This window comes from Chromobacterium sp. IIBBL 290-4, assembly GCF_024207115.1.
Classification (GTDB): Bacteria; Pseudomonadota; Gammaproteobacteria; order Burkholderiales; family Chromobacteriaceae; genus Chromobacterium.
Map to the genome: position 1 here is coordinate 2740491 of NZ_CP100128.1, position 17074 is coordinate 2757564.

Here is a 17074-nt window from a genome sequence, read left to right on the forward strand (position 1 = left end):
GGGCCGCATCGGCCCGGCATCGCGATTTTTCCGCTCGCCAACGCCGGGCGGATCGAGAATCAATTAAGAGGAGACCTTGAATGGCAACCCCGCACATCAACGCCAAAGACGGCGCCTTCGCTGAAACCGTACTGATGCCGGGCGACCCGCTGCGCGCGCAGCTGATCGCCGAAACCTTCCTGGAAGGCGCCGAGCTGGTGACCAATGTCCGCAACATCTTAGGCTACACCGGCACCTACAAGGGCAAGCGCCTGTCGGTGATGGCGCACGGCATGGGCATTCCGTCCGCCAGCATCTACACCACCGAGCTGATCAAGGACTACGGCGTCAAGAACATCATCCGCATCGGCTCCTGCGGCGCGGTGACGCCGGACATCAAGCTGCGCGAGCTGTTCATCGCCATGGGCGCGTCCACCGATAGCAAGGTGAACCGCATGCGCTTCCACGATCACGACTACGCCGCCATCGCCGACTACACTCTGCTGCGCACCCTGGTGGACACCGCGGCCGAGCAGGGCAAGAAAGTGACTGTCGGCAATGTGTTCTCCGCCGATCTGTTCTACGGCGTGCAGCCGAACATGTTGGACGTGCTGGCAAAGATGCAGGTCAATGTTATCGAGATGGAGTTGGCCGGCATTTACGCCGTGGCCGCTCAATACGGCGCGCGCGCGGCCGGCATTTTGACCGTGTCCGACATTATCCCGACCGGCGAAGCCACCAGCGCCGAAGAGCGCCAGACCTCTTTCCGCGACATGATGGAAGTGGCGCTGGATGCCGCGATCAAGCTGTAATGCGCTGATTTTCCGGTGAAACGACGCGCCGCCATGGGCGGCGTGTTGTTTTTTCGGCCTGGCGCGGCGCGCGTGTGGCGTAAAGCCTACGGCGTCATACTGCACTGCACAAAAACTACTTGCCTAATCCCGATGGTATACCGATAATCGGTATTGCATCAGGGCGTTACGCAATGTGGCGTCTCTGGTGTTGTCTCCTCCATCCTCCTTCTAAGGTGGAACTTGGCGCAACACGCAACAGCGTTGCGCTTTTTTTTTGGGTCATTTCCGGCCTGAATCCGCCCGTTTGCCGCGCTGTGGAAATCTGTTGTCGCACAAGGGTTTGACAGCAGGGCGGCCACTGCACTAGAATCCGTAACTTTCAAGAATTACGATGGAAGAGTTCCATGAAGACCTTTTCTGCCAAGCCGCATGAGGTAAAGCGCGAATGGTACGTGGTCGACGCCGCCGACAAGGTGCTGGGTCGCCTGGCTGCCGAAATCGCCCGCCGTCTGCGTGGCAAACACAAGCCGGAATTCACTCCGCACGTTGACACCGGTGACTTCATCGTTGTGGTGAACGTCGAGAAGCTGCGCGTGACCGGCACCAAGGCACAAGACAAGAAGTACTACCGTCACTCCGGTTACCCGGGCGGCATCTACGAACGCACCTTCACCGAACTGCAAAACCAGTTCCCGGAGCGCGTTCTGGAAAAAGCCGTGAAAGGCATGCTGCCTAAGGGTCCGCTGGGCTACGCCATGATCAAGAAGCTCAAGGTGTACTCTGGTTCCGAGCACCCGCACGCCGCCCAACAGCCCAAAGTGCTGGAAATCTGATTTTAAGGCTTAACAATGAACGGTAAATACTACTACGGCACTGGCCGTCGCAAGAGCTCCGTTGCTCGCGTGTTCATGCAAAAGGGTTCCGGCCAAATCATCGTTAACGGCAAGCCGGTTGACGAATATTTCGCCCGTGAAACCGGTCGCATGGTTATCCGCCAGCCGCTGGCCCTGACCGAAAACCTCGAATCCTTCGACATCAAGGTGAACGTGGTTGGCGGTGGTGAAACCGGCCAAGCCGGCGCGATCCGTCACGGCATCACCCGCGCTCTGATCGACTTCGACGCAGCCCTGAAGGCTGCTCTGTCCGCCGCTGGTTACGTAACCCGCGACGCTCGCGAAGTTGAGCGTAAGAAGGTCGGTCTGCGCAAAGCACGCCGCGCCAAGCAGTTCTCCAAGCGTTAATCGCAAGGATTCTGCAAAGAACAAAACCGCCTGGTTCGCCCGGCGGTTTTTTCTATTTGTATGCTTGCCGCTACAGCGCAGTCTGCCTAAAATGTCGCCTTTGCGACATTTTTTTATATAAAGGCTAGCCATGATCAAGGTTGGGATCGTTGGGGGCACCGGCTACACCGGTGTCGAGTTGCTGCGTTTGCTGGCCAAGCACCCGCAGGCGCGCGTGACGGCGGTGACGTCGCGCAAGGATGCGGGCATTCGCGTCGACGAAATGTTCCCCAGCTTGCGCGGCCGCATCGATCTAGCCTTTGCCACGCCTGACGAAGCGCGCCTGGCCGAGTGCGATGTGGTGTTCTTCGCCACGCCCAACGGCATTGCCATGCAGGATGCCGTCGCGCTGCTGGATGCCGGCGTGCGGGTGATAGACCTGGCGGCCGACTTCCGCATCAAGGATGTGTTCGAGTGGGAGAAATGGTACGGCATGCCGCATGCCTCGCCGCACCTGGTGGCCGATGCCGTCTACGGCCTGCCGGAAGTGAACCGCGAAGCCATTCGCGGCGCGCGTCTGGTGGCTAATCCGGGCTGCTATCCCACCGCGGTGCAATTGGGCTTTCTGCCGCTGATCGAGGCGGGCGTGGTGGATGGCTCCAGCCTGATCGCCGACTGCAAATCCGGCGTATCCGGCGCGGGCCGCAAGGGCGAGATCGGCGCCTTGCTGGCGGAGGCCGGCGATTCCTTCAAAGCCTACGGCGTGGCTGGCCATCGCCATCTGCCGGAAATCCGCCAGGGTTTGGCCCATATCGGCGGCAAGCCGGTGGGCCTGACCTTTGTGCCGCACCTGACGCCGATGATACGCGGCATCCATGCCACGCTGTACGCGCGCCTGACCAAGGATGTGGACCTGCAGCAGCTGTTCGAAAGCCGCTACGCCAAGGAAGGCTTCGTCGATGTGCTGCCGGCCGGCAGCCATCCGGAAACGCGCTCGGTGCGAGGCGCCAATCTGTGCCGCATCGCGGTGCATAAGCCGCAGGGCGGCGATACGATCGTGGTGCTGTCGGTGATAGACAATCTGGTCAAGGGCGCGGCCGGCCAGGCGGTGCAGAACATGAACCTGATGTTCGGCCTGCCGGAGCTGGATGGCCTGGATGTCGTGCCCTTGATGCCGTAAATCCGTCGATCAATGGCCGTGGCTGTGGCAAAACGCGTAGGGCGATCCGCCGATGCGGGCTTGGCATGATGATTGTACGAGAGTGAGACGGATCGCCCCTGCCGGGGCATCCGCCCTACGACAATTGTGCCTAGGGGCTTGAAGGCTCGCCATCCGCCCCGATATCCGACTAAAATGGTGGGTGAATGGCCGCGACCGGCCCGATTGAAATACGAGGTTACACATGACTGAAGCTGCTACCGAAATGCCATGCCCGATCAACTTCACCGACAGCGCTTGTGCCAAGGTGCAGGATCTGATCGCGGAAGAGGGTAATCCCGATCTGAAGCTGCGCGTGTTCGTTACCGGCGGCGGTTGTTCCGGTTTCCAGTACGGTTTCACTTTCGATGAAATCGCCAATGAAGACGACACCGCCATCGAGCGCCAAGGCGTGACCTTCCTGGTCGATCCGATGAGCTACCAATACCTGGTCGGCGCCGAGATCGACTATCAGGAAAGCCTGGAAGGCTCCCAGTTCGTGATCCGCAATCCGAACGCCACCACTACTTGCGGTTGTGGTTCTTCGTTCTCGGTGTGATACTGAGCGAAGGTAAGAACCAGGCCCGGGCACTTGCCCGGGCCTTTTTGCTGGAAATCACGACATGAACAAACTGCCGCCAGTGGTATTGCCGAAGATAGAATTCAATCGCGAATTCGCTTTCACTGACGCCGACTTCGAACGCATTCGCAAGTTGATTTACAAGGAGGCGGGGATTTCCCTGAATCCGTCCAAGAAGGACATGGTGTACGGCCGGCTGGTGCGCCGCATCCGCGAGCTCAAGCTGCCGGGTTTCGCCGCCTATGTCGATTTCCTGGAGTCGATAGGCGGCAAGCGCGAGTTCGAGCAATTCGTCAACGCGCTGACTACCAACCTGACCTTCTTCTTCCGCGAAGAGCACCACTTTCCCATCCTGGCCGAGCATCTGAAGAAAAAGGCTGCGGCGGGCGGCGAGCTGTCCATCTGGTGCGCGGCTTCGTCCACCGGCGAGGAACCGTATTCGCTGGCCATCACCGCGCTGGAGTCCTTCCCCGGCATGTCGCGGCCCAATATCACGGTGCTGGCCACCGATCTGGATACCAGCGTGCTGGAAACCGGCCGCAAGGGCATTTATCCGGCGGACAAGATCGCGCGTCTGCCGGCGGGCCATGCGGTCAAGTATTTCGACAAGCTGCCGGACGGCAGCTACCAGGCCAAGCCGGCGCTGCGCAATATGATCACTTTCCAGCGTCTGAATCTGGTGGAGGGCAACTGGTCGGTGCGCAAGCAGTTTGACGCCATCTTCTGCCGCAATGTGATGATTTATTTCGATCGCGATACCCAGTTCGGCGTGCTCAAGCGCTTCGCGCCCTTGCTCAAGCCGGATGGCTTGCTGTTTGTCGGCCATTCCGAAAATTTCTATTTCGCTTCCGATTATTTCCATTTGCGCGGCAAAACCGTGTACGAACACGCCAAGAAGTAGCCATTTGTCTGACAAAACAGTCGCGCGCGGCGCGATTTGTCATTAACATCACGGCTGAAACGGGCAAGCGCGTCTTGCCCGTTGTCTTGTCTGATGGAGGCATGATGCGAGTGGCAGTACTCGGAGCCGGCGTGGTGGGCGTATCCACCGCTTGGTTCCTGGCCAGAATGGGGCATGAGGTGGTGGTGCTGGAGCGCGCCAGCGGCGCGGCGAGGGAGACCAGCTTCGCCAATGGCGGCCAGTTATCGGTCAGCCAGTCAGAGCCGTGGGCGAATCCGCGGGCGCCGTGGCAGGTGCTGCGCTGGCTGTTTCGCGCCGACGCGCCGCTGCTGTTCCGGCCGCGGCTGGACCCGGCGCAATGGCGCTGGATGGCGGATTTTCTGCAGGAATGCCTGCCGGGGCGCGAGCGCCGCAATATGAAGCAAATGGTGGCGCTGGGCATGTATAGCCGCGACGCCATGCGGCAATTGCGCGAAGAAACAGGCATCACCTATCGCCGCCTCGCGCGCGGCATTTTGACCCTTCATTACGATGTCTGCCAGTTGCGGCATGCCGAGCGCGCCGCCGCCGCCATGCGCGGGCAGGGCGTCGACAAGCGGATGCTGACGCCGGGGCAGGTGCTGGAGCTGGAGCCCGCGCTGGGGCCCGCGCTGCCGCACCTCTGCGGCGCCAGTTGGTGTCCGGACGACGAATCTGGCGATGTGCACTTGTTTACCCGCAGCCTGTCGGAGTCCGCCGCGGGTCTGGGAGTCGAGTTCCGCTTCAATACCCGCATCAATGCTTTGGAAATGGCTGATGGCGCGGTGTCTGGCGTGTCGGTCACCGCCGAGGACGGCAGTTATCAGCGCGTGACCGCCGACGCGTATGTCCTGGCGCTGGGCAGCCATTCTCCATTGCTGACAGGGCCGCTGGGCCTGCGCTTGCCTATCTACCCCGCCAAGGGTTATTCGGCGACGGTTCCGGTGAAAAGCATTGCGGCCGCGCCCATGGTCAGCATTACCGACGAAGCGCACAAGGTGGTATTCAGCCGGCTGGGAGATGAACTGCGCATTGCCGGAACGGCGGAGCTGTCCGGCTATTCCTCCAGCCTGAACCAGGTCCGCTGCCAGGCTTTGATCCGGCGGGGACAGGCTTTGTTTCCCGATGCTTGCGATTGGGAGGCTGCCCGCTTTTGGAGCGGTTTGCGGCCGGCTACGCCGGGCAATGTGCCCTTGATCGGCAACAGCGGAATCGGACGCTTGTACCTGAACACCGGGCACGGCACCTTGGGCTGGACCGAGGGGGCGGGTTCGGGCAAGGCGCTGGCGGAGTTGATCAGCGGCAGGCGGCCGCAATTGGATTTCGCGTTCTACGGCGCTTGAGCCGTCGAGCGGATCACGCAAATACAGGCTGGCCGGAATGGCCGGCGTTTGGAGCAGAGAATTGAGCGAAGTGCAGGAAATGACGCCCTATCAGTTGATGGGCGGAGAAGGCGTGGTGCGTTGGTTGACGGACCGGTTTTACGACATCATGGATAGCGAACCGGCGGTGAAGGCGCTGCGCGATATGCATCCGGCGGACTTGTCCGGATCGCGGCAGAAGCTATTCATGTTCCTGTCCGGCTGGCTGGGCGGGCCGTCGCTGTATATGGAGGCTTTCGGCCATCCGCGTTTGCGCATGCGCCACATGCCGTTCGCGGTTGATGAAACGGCGCGCGACCAGTGGATGTTGTGCATGCGGCAGGCGGTGAGCGAACTGCTTGTGGAGGAGTGGCTGAAGGAGAAGCTGCTGGAGGCCTTTTACAATACTGCGGATTTCATGCGCAACCGCTAGCCGCCATAGACCGGCTTGACGCCGTCCCGCACTGGTCCATGATGAAAGTATCAGGACAGGGGACGGACATGAAGCTGGGTCTGTTGATATGGGCGCTATTGAGCGCGGGCTGCGCGGTGGCGGCGTGCATGCCCAGAGCCATCATGTGCGCCTCCCCCAGGGATGCGGAAGTCAAGCGGCAGGACTTGACCCCGCAAGGCATAGACTTGGGGCCATTCCGACTGGAGCAAGACCCGGAAAGCCATGCATTGCGGCTGGCCCCGGCGCTGGATCTGGGCAAGCACACCCATCTTTCGGTCAAGATGCACAACAAGGACGTGGGACTGAAACTGAAGTTCAATACCGATTAAGCGCCACGTCTGTCAGTGCGGGCGATGTCCTCGCTCGATCTGCACGCCTACCCTTTTTACGCCAGGCAGAATCCCCAGCTTGGTGACGGCCACCCTGACCCAGGGCGCGCCGAACTCTTCCCTCACCATTTTGGCGATATGCTCCGCCAGCGCCTCGATCAGCAAAAAGTGCTGTTCGGCCAGCGATTGGCGCAGCCTTTCCACCACCACGCCGTAATGGATGGTGTCGCCGATATTGTCGCTATGGCAGGGCGTGTCGCTGGGGATGCCGATTTCCAGGTCGATTTCTATGGTCTGGGCTGCCTTGCGTTCCCAGTCGTAGACACCGATTACGGTGTCGGCGCGCACTTCGCGCAGGAATATGATGTCCATCTTGTGTCTGGAGGTTGGGGTTTGCCGCCCGATACCGTAAAATCCGAAGCCTCCTATTCTAATCTAAACGGATACCGCATCACCATGACCACGACTGCATTCGCCTTCGTTCTGGCGGCCTATCTGATCGGCTCGCTGTCTTTCGCCGTGATCGTCAGTAAGGCGATGGGTATGGACGACCCGCGCAGCTACGGTTCGGGCAATCCCGGCGCCACCAATGTGCTGCGCACCGGCAAGAAGCTGGCTGCTGCCTTGACCTTGCTTGGCGATGGCGTCAAAGGCTGGGTCGCTGTGGCCTTGGCATCCTGGCTTGGGCCGCGCTTCGGCCTGGGCGAGCAGGGCATCGCGCTGTGCGCGCTAGCTGTGCTGTTTGGCCATATGTGGCCGGTGTTTTTCGGCTTCAAGGGCGGCAAGGGCGTGGCCACCGCCGTCGGCATTCTGTTCGGCATCAATGTCTGGCTGGCGCTGGCGGCTTTGGCTACCTGGCTGTTTGTGGCCTTTGTGCTGAAGATATCGTCGCTGTCCGCCATCATCGCCTGCTTGCTGGTGCCGGTATACGCCTTTTTCATCCTCGGGCCGCATAGCGTGTTCTTCGGCACCTGCGTCGTCATCGCCTTCGTGGTGGTGCATCGCCACAAGTCCAATTTGATCAAACTGATGAGCGGACAGGAAGACAAAATAGGCGGCAAAAGCGACGCCAGCTGACGCGTATGGTCCGCAAAACGAAAAAGCCGTTCTTGTTGAAGAACGGCTTTTTGTTTGGCTGGCGAGGCTCAGTGGAAGTCGCTGGCGAAGCGTTCCCAGCGGGGCATCCAGTCGGCGGTGATGTCGGCGGAGGCGATGACGCCGACCGCGCGGCCTATCAGCAGTTCGCGCGGCACCATGCCGATGTAGCGGGAGTCGGCGCTGTTGTCGCGATTGTCTCCCAGCATCATGTATTGCCCGGCCGGCACCTTGAGCGGGCCGAAGCTGCTGCGGGCCTTGACGCCATCCAGCCATTGCACGCGGTGCGGCGGCAGCACGCCGCTTTCTTGCAGCCGCAGCGCCGGCAGCGTCACGTTGTCCGCCACGGTTTCATTGAGCTGCTGCAGAGGCTGGTAATGCGCGGCGCGGCCATTGATGACCAGCTCCTCCTTGCGCATTTCCACGGTGTCGCCCGGTACTGCCACTAGCCGCTTGATCAGGTGCTTGCCGTCTTGCGGCGAGTAGAAGGTGACGATGTCGCCGCGTTGCGGCTCGCCGGTGCGATGCAGGATGACATTGGTCAGCGGTAGCTTCAGATCGTAGGCCAGCCGGTTCACCAGCACCACGTCGCCTTCCAGCAAGGTAGGGCGCATCGAGCCGGATGGAATTGGGTTCCAGTCCGCCACCGCGGTGCGAAATAGACCGAATACCAGCAGAAAGATCAGGAAACCGCGGTTGTTTTGCAGCCAGTTCTTCATCTTCGTCCTTTAACGAGGTGGCGCTCAGCCATCGGAAAGCACACGGATATGCGCGGCCACGCTGCGGCCCAGCGCCGATAAATCATAGCCGCCCTCCAGCACCGACACCACGCGGCCGGCGCAGTATTGATCGGCGATCTGCATCAGATGGCGGGTCACCCATTCGTAGTCGGACTCGGTCAGGCCCAGCGAGCCCATGTCTTCCTCGCGGTGGGCGTCGAAACCGGCCGAGATGAACAGAATCTGCGGCTGGAATTCGTGCAGCTGCGGCAGCCAGATGTTTTCCACCACCTCGCGGAATTCGCGTCCGCCGCTGCCGGCCTTCATCGGCACATTGTGCATGTTCGGCCCCATGGGCTCGTCGCCGCGGTAGGGGTAGAAGGGGTGCTGGAAGATGGACACCATCATCACCCGCGGGTCGTCGTGCAGGATTTCCTCGGTGCCGTTGCCGTGGTGGACGTCGAAATCGATCACCGCTACCCGCTCGAAGCGGTAATGCGCCAGCGCGTGGGTGACGCCGATGGCGACGTTGTTGAAGAAGCAAAAGCCCATGGCCTTGTCGCTTTCGGCGTGGTGGCCGGGCGGACGGATGGCGCAGAAGGCGTTGGGCGCCTTGTCTTCCGCCACCATCTCCACCGCCTTCACCACCGCGCCGGCGGCGCGCCGGGCGGCCTTGAGCGTGCCGGGCGACATGGCGGTGTCCGGGTCTACCCGGAAGGTGCCGACGCTGGGCGAGCAGGATTCCAGATATTCGACGTAGCGCGGCGGGTGCACGCGCGCCAGCTGCTCATAGCTGACTTCCGGCGCCTCCACCTGCTGCAGGCTGTCGAAGATTTGCGAGGCCATCAGTTGGTCGCGGATGGCGGTCAGCCGTTCGGGGCACTCCGGGTGCCCCACCCCCATATTGTGATGCAGACACTCGGTGTGAGTGACGTAGGCGGTCAGCCCGTTGCGCTGCAGCCGGTTTTTCAGCCAAGTGAACACGAACGCTCCCTGATGCTTACAATGGGATAGTGCTTATGTGATTTTGATAAATACTGCGCGCATGCGAGGTGAAATGCAATCCGTCGCTCTGGCTTACCGGCAGTTGAACACGCTGATACTAGGCAAACCGCAGGCGATTCGGCTGGCTTTCGCCTGCCTGATCGCTCGCGGGCATTTATTGATCGACGATCTGCCGGGCGTGGGCAAAACCACGCTGGCGCATGGCCTGGCCGCGGTGATGGGGCTGGAGTATCGCCGAGTGCAGTTCACCAGCGATCTGTTGCCGGCCGACATCGTCGGCGTCAGCATCTATCAGCGCGACAGCGGCCGCTTCGAGCTGCACAAGGGGCCGGTGTTCACCCAGGTGCTGCTGGCCGATGAGATCAATCGCGCCTCGCCCAAGGTGCAATCGGCCTTGCTGGAGGCCATGGAGGAGCGGCAGGTGTCGATAGACGGCGAGTCGCACGCGCTGCCTTCGCCGTTTTTCGTCATCGCCACCCAGAACCCGACCGAGCAGATGGGCACCTTTCCGCTGCCGGAATCGCAGCTGGATCGCTTCCTGATGCGGATCTCGCTCGGTTATCCGCCGCGCGAGGCCGAGCGCGCGCTGTTGATGGGCGAGGACAGGCGCAGCTTGCTGGAGCGGCTGAAGCCTGCCATGCAAGCGGGAGCCATGCTGGAGCTGCAAGGCAGGGCCACGGCGGTGATCGTCAGCCCGGCCTTGGCCGAGTATGTGCTGCTTCTGCTGGAGGCCACCCGCTCGCCGGGGCGATTTGTCGCCGGACTCAGTCCGCGCGCGGGCCAGGCGCTGATCGCCGCCGCCCGTGGCTGGGCCATGCTGAGCGGGCGCGATCATCTGTTGCCGGAGGATGTGAAGGCGATTTTCCTGCCGGTGGCGGCGCACAGGCTGCAATCCGCGGATGGTTCGGATGTCGCGTCCGCGCTGGAAAGGCTGCTGGCCAATGTTCCGGTTCCGTAAGCGGCTGGAGGGCTGGCTGCTGTCGCGCTTGCCGCAGGAGGCGCGCTGCGAGTTGTCGCAGCGGCGGATATATCTGTTGCCTACCCGCTTTGGCCTGTTGTTGACGGGCGTGGCCTGCGCCGTCTGGGTGGGGGCGCTCAATTACCAGGTCAGCCTCGCCTACGCACTGGCGTTCTGGATTGCCGGATTGCTGCTGGTGGCCGTATTGATGGCTTATCGCCAACTCTCGGGCTTGACGGTGGAGGCGGAGGCCGGCGCGGCGGTTTTCGCCGGCGACGAGTGCCGGTTCGGCTTGCGAGTGGAGAATCCTTCTTCTTTGCCCCGTCTGCTGCAATGGCATGCCTTGCCGGATCCCTTGGCGCGGCAAAGCCGGCTGATCCCCGCCCATGGAGACATTCGGCTGGAGTTGGCCTGGCCTTCCTCGAGCCGCGGCTGGCTGCCGCTGCCGGCCTGCGTGCTGGAGAGCGAGGCGCCGTTCGGCTTGATCCGCGCCTGGGCGGTGCTGCGCTTGAGCTGCCGCACGCTGGTCTATCCCGCCTTGTTGCCGGATGCGGAGCGCGGCGTTTCCTCCGGAGAGGAGGGCGCGGGGGGGCCTGCGTCGCCGGAAGGGGATGATTACTCCCATCTGGACGTCTATCGCCATGGCGACGCGCCGCGACAGATCGCCTGGAAAGTGCTGGCGCGGCGCGACCTGTTGACGAGCAAGCGTTTTGTCGGCGAGAGCGGCGCGCGGGAGCTCAGAATCAGCTGGCGCGATTATGGACCCGAGTGCGACCTGGAGCGCCGCTTGTCGCATCTGGCCTGGCGCGTGGAGATGTGCGAGCGGCGCGGGTGCCGTTATCGCTTGAGTCTGCCGGATGTCGAGATCGGTCCGACGCCGGGGCAGCGTGAGCAGGCGCTGGCGGCACTGGCCTTGTTTGGCGAGCGGCGATGAGCCTGGCGCCGGAAAGCCGCGGCTGGCCGATACTGCTGGCTTTGAGCTGGACGGTGCTGCCCTTGTTCTGGCATCTGCCGCCTTGGCTACCCGCGCTGGCGTTGTTGGCATTCGCGGCGAGAGCTTGGCTGGCGTTCCAGCACGCGGCCATGCCGGGACGCAAGCTGTTGCTGCCGGCGCTGCTGCTTGGCGGCGTCGGATTGTGGCTCAGCCTGGGCGTGCTGGTGGGGCGGGAGGGCGGCGTGGCGCTGCTGGTGTTGCTGATCGCGTTCAAAGGGTTTGAAACCGCCTCCTTGCGCGATTGGCGCGTGCTGCTGGCCTTGGGCTTTTTCCTGGCGGCCATGCCCCTGTTGTTCGATCAATCGCCGTTGATGGCCGTGTGGCTGGCGGTTTGCGTGCTGCTGCTGACCTGGGCCGCCGCAGTGCTGGCCGGATCGCCGCCCCGGGGCAGCTTGCGCAACGCGCTGCAGGCCTTGGCGCTGTCTCTGCCGCTGATGCTGATATTGTTTGTGTTCATGCCCCGGTTGCCTGAGCCGCTGTGGAGCATGCCCGGGAAAGACAATGTCGCGAGCAGCGGCCTGGGCGACGATATGGAGCCGGGCAGCATAGGCAGGATGATTTTGAACCGGGACCCCGCTTTCAGCGTGGTGTTTGCCGGCGAAGCGCCGCGTCAGGACCAGCTGTATTGGCGTGTGCTGCTGCTGGATGACTTCGATGGCCGCCGCTGGCTGAGCGTAGGCGGACACTGGGCCGAGAAGGCGACGATGGCAGGGGGGCGGCCGCTGCGCTACAGCCTGACTTTGCGGGCCGACAAAGGGAGGGTGCCGGTTCTGGATGTACCGTCCGTCGCGGCCGCCGACACGCATCTGGAGGCTGGAGCTTTGCTCAGGCAAGACCGCAAGCATGATGAGCTGAGCCGCTATCAGCCGATCAGCCTGGTGGGCGGGCATTACCTGGTCCAGTTGGGGCGGGAGGAGGCGTTTTATTTGCGCTTGCCGCCCGGCAATCCGCGCAGCCGCGAATTGGCCAGGCAACTGGCGATGCGATCGGGAGGCGGGGCGCGGCTGGTGGCGGAAATCCTGCAGTTTCTGCGGCTGGGCGGTTTCCGCTACACCTTGCAGCCGCCCGTGCTCGGCGATCAGCAGATCGATCAATTCCTGTTTTCCACCCGGCAGGGTTTTTGCGAACACTATGCTTCCGCCTTTGTATTCCTGGCGCGCGCCGGGGGATTGCCGGCGCGGGTGGTGGCCGGATATCAGGGCGGCGAGTTCAACCCGCTGGGGCAGTTTTGGCTGGTGCGCTCGTCCGACGCGCATGCCTGGGCCGAGATATGGCTGGATGGCCGCTGGCTGCGGGTGGACCCCACGGCGGCGGTGTCGCCGGACCGGGTGGAGCAGGGCGCGGATCAGGCTTTGCCGGCGCTGCGCGCCGAGGGCGTGGCCGGCATGGCCTTGCCGCCGGTTTGGCTGCGCGGTTTGCGCAATCGCTGGCAGGCGGCCAATTTCGCCTGGCAGCAATGGGTGGTCGGCTATGACGCGGACCGGCAGAAGGGGTTGTTTCGCCGCTTGAAACTAGGGGACAGGGTGGATGGCGGCAGCGTATTGCGCGGTTTATTGGCCGGACTGCTGTTATCCTCGCTGCCCATATTGTTCTGGTGGCGCGGGCGGACGAGAGTCGAGCCCTTGACTCAAGGCTGGCGGGCCTTGCGAAACACATTGCAAAAGCGCGGCGTGATCGCGTCGCCGTCGATGGGGCCGGTGGAGGTGTTGAAAGCGGCGCGCGGCTTGCCTAAGGATGACTACCGCCGCCTGCAGGCGTTGATCAGGGAATATATCGAACTGCGCTACCGCTGCGCGGAGGCAAACCCAGGCAAGGCCAGGGATTGGATGCGGCGGGCCAGGCGCTGGAAATAGAAAGGGCCCGGCGTTAGGGGTAACCGGACCCTCTCGTCAAAACGTCTTACAGCAAGAAATCGCGGGAGATGCCTTTGCGGCGCAAGATGCGGCGCAGCTGTTCCAACCCTTCGATCTGGATTTGGCGCACCCGCTCGCGGGTGAGGCTCAGCGAGGCGGCCAATTCTTCCAGCGTGCAGATCTCATAGCCATTGAGGCCGTAGCGGCGCTCGATCACCAGCCGCTGTTTTTCGTTCAGCTGGCTCAGCCAGTCGTGCACGAACATTTCCAGCTGGCTGTTGTGCAGTTGCAGCTCAGGCTCTTCGTGCTGCTCGTCGGGGATGGATTCGCCTATCGACAGCATAGGATCGATGTCCAGCGGCGCATCCAGCGAGGCCATGCGCTCGTTCAGGTTCAGCACCTTGCGCACATCCTCCACCGGCTTGCCGACCAGGTGGGCGATCTCTTCCACGCTGGGCTCGCGGCCGATCTGGCTTTCCAGGTGGCGCGAGGCGCGCAGATAGACGTTCAGCTCCTTGATCACGTGCACCGGCAGGCGGATGGTGCGCGACTGGTTCATGATCGCCCGCTCTATGCTCTGGCGTATCCACCAGGTGGCGTAGGTGGAGAAGCGGAAGCCGCGCTCCGGGTCGAACTTTTCCAGCGCGTGCATCAGGCCGATATTGCCTTCTTCGATCAGATCCAGCAGGGCCAGGCCGCGGTTGATGTAGTGCTTGGCGATGTTCACCACCAGGCGCAGATTGTGCTCGATCATTTTCTGACGAGCTTCAAACTCTCCCGCCACCACTCTGCGCGCCAGGGCCAGCTCTTCCTGAGGCGTCAGCAAGGCATTGTTGCCGATGTCGTTCAGGTAGATCTGGGTGACGTCGGCGACAACTTCCTCGGGTTGCGTCGAGCCGCTTTCCACGCTTTCATCGGTTTCGGCCTCGCTGGCGGTTTCCTCGCCAGCCTCCTCTTCGAGCATTTCATTCTCGTCCAGGATGTCGATTTCGTTGCTCATCTCTCTACCCCCGTCGCTGTCTGGTCCGGCGGGGGCGAGAACGCCTACCCGCTAGGACTTGTGTTCAAGATATTGCATCGGATCCACCGGTTTGCCGAAACGGCGGATCTCGAAGTGCAGCTTGACTTGGTCGGCATCGGTATTGCCCATTTCGGCAATCTTCTGCCCTTTCTTGACAGTCTGTCCCTCTTTTACCAGCAATTGGCTGTTATGAGCGTAAGCCGACAGGAAGGTCTTGTTGTGCTTGATGATGATCAGCTTGCCGTAGCCGCGAAGCCCGGCGCCGCTGTACACCACCTTGCCCTCTCCCGCCGCGAGCACCGGCTGGCCCATGCGCCCGCTGATTTCAATGCCTTTGTTGCTGTCCGAGTAGCCCTTGATGACCTTGCCTTCCGTCGGCCAGTTCCAGGCTACCGCATCTTCCTCCTGCTTGGCCGGCTCGCTGGCGGCCGGCTTGCTGCTTGGGGCCGCCGGCTGAGCTGCGCTGGCTTCTTGCTTCTTGGCCGGAGCGGGAGCAACCGTTTCCGCCGCCGGCGACTGCGTTTGAGCGTTGTTATGGTTCTGGCGTCCCTCGCTCTGAGCCGCCAGGTCTTTCGCCGCGTCGCTGCCGTAAGGCAGTTTCAGCGCCTTGGGGTACGTCTTGACCGTCGCCGCGCCGCCGGTATTGGCCGGCGCGCCGCTTGCCGCCGCTGCCTGGGCAGGTTTGGCTGCCGGGGCGGTTTCCGTCGCCGCCGGCGTCGAGTCCGAACCCGGCGGCGTGAGCCGCAGCACCTGTCCGACCTTGATGCCGGTGTCGGGCAGATTGTTCCAGGCCGCTACATCCTTGTACTTCAAGCCGTGGTTCAGCGAAATCCGGAACAGGTTGTCGCCGGGTTTCACCACATAAGTCTGTTCGCCTGGCGACGGCTGGCTATCGCCCAGGGGCTTGGCCTGCAGGTTGCCATGGCTTTGATAGGGCGTAGCCACGGTGGCGCCGCTGGGCTGGGCCGCTGCCGCTTGAGGCGCCGGCGCGGGCTGAGCCGGACGGCTCGCCGCGGCGCTTTCCACCGGAGCGGCTTGTTGAACCATGGAGCTGCAACCGGCCAGGCTCACGCCCAGCGAGGCGGCTAATATATACGCATAGCTGCAATGCATTTTTAGCATGTTTTTTTGTCGAAACTGTGAAGTCGGTGTTTTGCTTGATTGTTAGACAGGTGAACTGTTGCGTTTTCGCAGTTTTAACCGCGGCCATTCAATAAGGGCACAAACTTAACGGGGTCCAGCCTGCTCTTCTGAATACCTTGCGCGGTTTTCTCGATCAACCATAAATGTTGCTCGGACTCGCCCAGCGGCAGCACCAGCTTGCCGCCTTCGGCCAGCTGCTCTACCAGAGCGGCTGGCACGGCACGCGCCGCGGCGGCGATCAGTATGCCGTCGAAAGGCGCGGCTTCCGGCAGGCCGAGATAACCGTCGCCATGCACCAAGCGGGCATGCACCAGCTTGGCGGCGCGCAAATTCTTCCTTGCTTGGTCCAAAATGGCGCCCAAGCGTTCCATCGAGTAGACCTCCGCGCCGGTTTTGAGCAGCACGGCGGTTTGATAACCGCAGCCGGTGCCGATTTCCAGGATCTTGCCGGGCTGGCGGCCCTGAATCAGCAACTCGGTCATCCGCGCCACGGTCAGCGGCTGCGAGATGGTCTGGCCATGGCCTATGGGCAGCGACACATCGTCATAGGCGCGCGTGGCCAGCGCCTGGTCGACGAACAAGTGGCGCGGCACCTCGAACATGGCGGTCAGCACTCTTTCATCGCTGACGCCGTGTTGGCGCAAGCGCTCGGTCATGCGCCGGCGCGTGCGCTCGGAAAGCATGCCGTAGGCCTGGTCCTGAGGGGTCAGCGGCGCAGCCATGTGGAAATCCTGTCCAATTGCCCGTAGGCGGTCAAGTCCAGCATCAGCGGAGTGACGGAAACCTGTCCCGCCGCGACGCAGCCGAAGTCGGTGTCAGGCCCGGCATCCTGCACCGCGCCGACCGGCCCTACCCAGTATATCGTCTCGCCGCGCGGATTCTTGGATTGGATGACCGGCTGGGCCGCATGCCGCCGCCCCAGGCGGGTGACGCGGATGTCGCCCAGCGTTTCCGGCGGGGCGTCCGGCACATTGACGTTCAGCAGCACGGCTTGCGCAAACGGTTCCGCTTGGCAGCGCTCCACCAATTGCTCCACCACTTTGCCGGCGCTGGCGAAATGCCGGCCGCTGTGGCCCGCCAGAGAAACGGCGATGGACGGTATGCCCAGCATGAAGCCCTCGGTCGCCGCCGCCACGGTGCCGGAATACAAGGTGTCGTCGCCCATATTGGGACCGTGGTTGATGCCGGTGAAGATCATGTCCGGCTTGAAATCCAATAGGCCGGTCACCGCCAGGTGCACGCAGTCGGTGGGCGTGCCGTTGACGTAGTAAAAGCCGTTGGCCGCTTGGCGCGCGGTCAGCGGACGGTCCAGCGTCAGCGAGTTGCTGGCGCCGCTGCGGTCCTGTTCGGGCGCCACCACCACCACATCGCCGTAGCGCGCCAGCGTTTGCGCCAGCATGGCCAGGCCCGGCGCCGAATATCCGTCGTCATTGCTCAACAGAAACTTCATGT

General features: G+C 62.6%; 20 protein-coding genes. 13 read left to right on the forward strand and 7 right to left on the reverse strand.

Annotated features, from left to right (window positions below; all coding sequences use genetic code 11):
• The first annotated feature begins 80 nt into the window (after positions 1 to 80).
• The 9 genes from deoD to NKT35_RS12665 all read left to right on the forward strand — a co-directional run bounded on the left by deoD (position 81) and on the right by NKT35_RS12665 (position 6834).
• Complete coding sequence (deoD, locus tag NKT35_RS12625) at positions 81 to 791, forward strand: purine-nucleoside phosphorylase (RefSeq protein ID WP_254293443.1); 711 nt, start codon at positions 81 to 83, stop codon at positions 789 to 791.
• A 386-nt stretch (positions 792 to 1177) separates the two neighbouring features.
• Positions 1178 to 1606 carry a 50S ribosomal protein L13 gene (rplM, locus tag NKT35_RS12630; RefSeq protein ID WP_149297067.1) on the forward strand — a complete coding sequence of 143 codons (429 nt, stop codon included), beginning with the start codon at positions 1178 to 1180 and terminating at the stop codon, positions 1604 to 1606.
• 15 nt (positions 1607 to 1621) lie between these two features.
• A complete protein-coding gene (gene rpsI, locus NKT35_RS12635) occupies positions 1622 to 2014 on the forward strand; it encodes a 30S ribosomal protein S9 (protein WP_254293445.1) in 393 nt (130 codons plus the stop codon).
• 130 nt (positions 2015 to 2144) lie between these two features.
• A complete protein-coding gene (gene argC, locus NKT35_RS12640; RefSeq protein ID WP_254293448.1) occupies positions 2145 to 3173 on the forward strand; it encodes an N-acetyl-gamma-glutamyl-phosphate reductase in 1029 nt (342 codons plus the stop codon).
• A 244-nt stretch (positions 3174 to 3417) separates the two neighbouring features.
• Positions 3418 to 3750 (forward strand): iron-sulfur cluster insertion protein ErpA, encoded by a 333-nt coding sequence (erpA, locus tag NKT35_RS12645; RefSeq protein WP_369816066.1) that lies wholly within the window; start codon positions 3418 to 3420, stop codon positions 3748 to 3750.
• Positions 3751 to 3814: 64 nt separating this feature from the next.
• A complete protein-coding gene (locus NKT35_RS12650; RefSeq protein ID WP_254293450.1) occupies positions 3815 to 4672 on the forward strand; it encodes a CheR family methyltransferase in 858 nt (285 codons plus the stop codon).
• Between the two features lie 104 nt (positions 4673 to 4776).
• On the forward strand, positions 4777 to 6033 hold the full coding sequence (locus NKT35_RS12655) for a D-amino acid dehydrogenase (protein ID WP_254301384.1): 1257 nt from the start codon (positions 4777 to 4779) through the stop codon (positions 6031 to 6033).
• A 70-nt stretch (positions 6034 to 6103) separates the two neighbouring features.
• Positions 6104 to 6484: a group II truncated hemoglobin gene (locus NKT35_RS12660; RefSeq protein WP_254301385.1), complete on the forward strand. Its 381-nt coding sequence runs from the start codon at positions 6104 to 6106 to the stop codon at positions 6482 to 6484.
• Positions 6485 to 6552: 68 nt separating this feature from the next.
• Positions 6553 to 6834: a hypothetical protein gene (locus tag NKT35_RS12665; protein WP_254293452.1), complete on the forward strand. Its 282-nt coding sequence runs from the start codon at positions 6553 to 6555 to the stop codon at positions 6832 to 6834.
• Between the two features lie 12 nt (positions 6835 to 6846).
• On the opposite strand, the gene folB is transcribed toward NKT35_RS12665, so the two are convergent.
• Positions 6847 to 7206, reverse strand: a complete 360-nt coding sequence (gene folB, locus NKT35_RS12670) for a dihydroneopterin aldolase (RefSeq protein WP_254293454.1) — start codon at positions 7204 to 7206, stop codon at positions 6847 to 6849.
• An 84-nt stretch (positions 7207 to 7290) separates the two neighbouring features.
• Here folB and plsY point away from each other — a divergent pair, with 84 nt between their 5' ends.
• Positions 7291 to 7911, forward strand: coding sequence for a glycerol-3-phosphate 1-O-acyltransferase PlsY (gene plsY, locus NKT35_RS12675; RefSeq protein ID WP_254293456.1), 621 nt, complete (start codon positions 7291 to 7293; stop codon positions 7909 to 7911).
• A 68-nt stretch (positions 7912 to 7979) separates the two neighbouring features.
• Here the strand turns inward: plsY and lepB are convergent, their stop codons facing one another.
• Positions 7980 to 8648: a signal peptidase I gene (gene lepB, locus NKT35_RS12680; protein ID WP_254293458.1), complete on the reverse strand. Its 669-nt coding sequence runs from the start codon at positions 8646 to 8648 to the stop codon at positions 7980 to 7982.
• Positions 8649 to 8672: 24 nt separating this feature from the next.
• On the reverse strand, positions 8673 to 9632 hold the full coding sequence (locus NKT35_RS12685) for a histone deacetylase family protein (RefSeq protein WP_254293461.1): 960 nt from the start codon (positions 9630 to 9632) through the stop codon (positions 8673 to 8675).
• Between the two features lie 73 nt (positions 9633 to 9705).
• Between NKT35_RS12685 and NKT35_RS12690 the strand changes: the two genes are divergently transcribed.
• Genes NKT35_RS12690 through NKT35_RS12700 form a run of 3 tightly spaced genes read left to right on the forward strand, consistent with a single transcriptional unit; the run spans position 9706 to position 13458 of the window.
• Positions 9706 to 10611, forward strand: a complete 906-nt coding sequence (locus NKT35_RS12690) for an AAA family ATPase (protein WP_254293463.1) — start codon at positions 9706 to 9708, stop codon at positions 10609 to 10611.
• On the forward strand, positions 10595 to 11545 hold the full coding sequence (locus NKT35_RS12695; protein WP_254293465.1) for a DUF58 domain-containing protein: 951 nt from the start codon (positions 10595 to 10597) through the stop codon (positions 11543 to 11545). Before NKT35_RS12690 ends, NKT35_RS12695 begins: the two co-directional genes overlap by 17 nt.
• A complete protein-coding gene (locus NKT35_RS12700; RefSeq protein ID WP_254293467.1) occupies positions 11542 to 13458 on the forward strand; it encodes a transglutaminase TgpA family protein in 1917 nt (638 codons plus the stop codon). The genes NKT35_RS12695 and NKT35_RS12700 overlap by 4 nt, the downstream gene beginning before the upstream one ends.
• A gap of 46 nt (positions 13459 to 13504) precedes the next feature.
• Here the strand turns inward: NKT35_RS12700 and rpoS are convergent, their stop codons facing one another.
• From rpoS to surE, 4 genes are all read right to left on the reverse strand, one after another.
• Positions 13505 to 14458 carry an RNA polymerase sigma factor RpoS gene (gene rpoS / locus NKT35_RS12705; protein ID WP_254293470.1) on the reverse strand — a complete coding sequence of 318 codons (954 nt, stop codon included), beginning with the start codon at positions 14456 to 14458 and terminating at the stop codon, positions 13505 to 13507.
• 51 nt (positions 14459 to 14509) lie between these two features.
• A complete protein-coding gene (locus NKT35_RS12710) occupies positions 14510 to 15601 on the reverse strand; it encodes a peptidoglycan DD-metalloendopeptidase family protein (protein WP_254293472.1) in 1092 nt (363 codons plus the stop codon).
• A gap of 74 nt (positions 15602 to 15675) precedes the next feature.
• Positions 15676 to 16344: a protein-L-isoaspartate(D-aspartate) O-methyltransferase gene (locus NKT35_RS12715; protein WP_254293474.1), complete on the reverse strand. Its 669-nt coding sequence runs from the start codon at positions 16342 to 16344 to the stop codon at positions 15676 to 15678.
• Entirely contained in the window at positions 16329 to 17072 is a 744-nt protein-coding gene (gene surE / locus NKT35_RS12720; RefSeq protein WP_254293476.1) for a 5'/3'-nucleotidase SurE, read from the reverse strand. The genes NKT35_RS12715 and surE overlap by 16 nt, the downstream gene beginning before the upstream one ends.
• Positions 17073 to 17074: the final 2 nt, after the last annotated feature.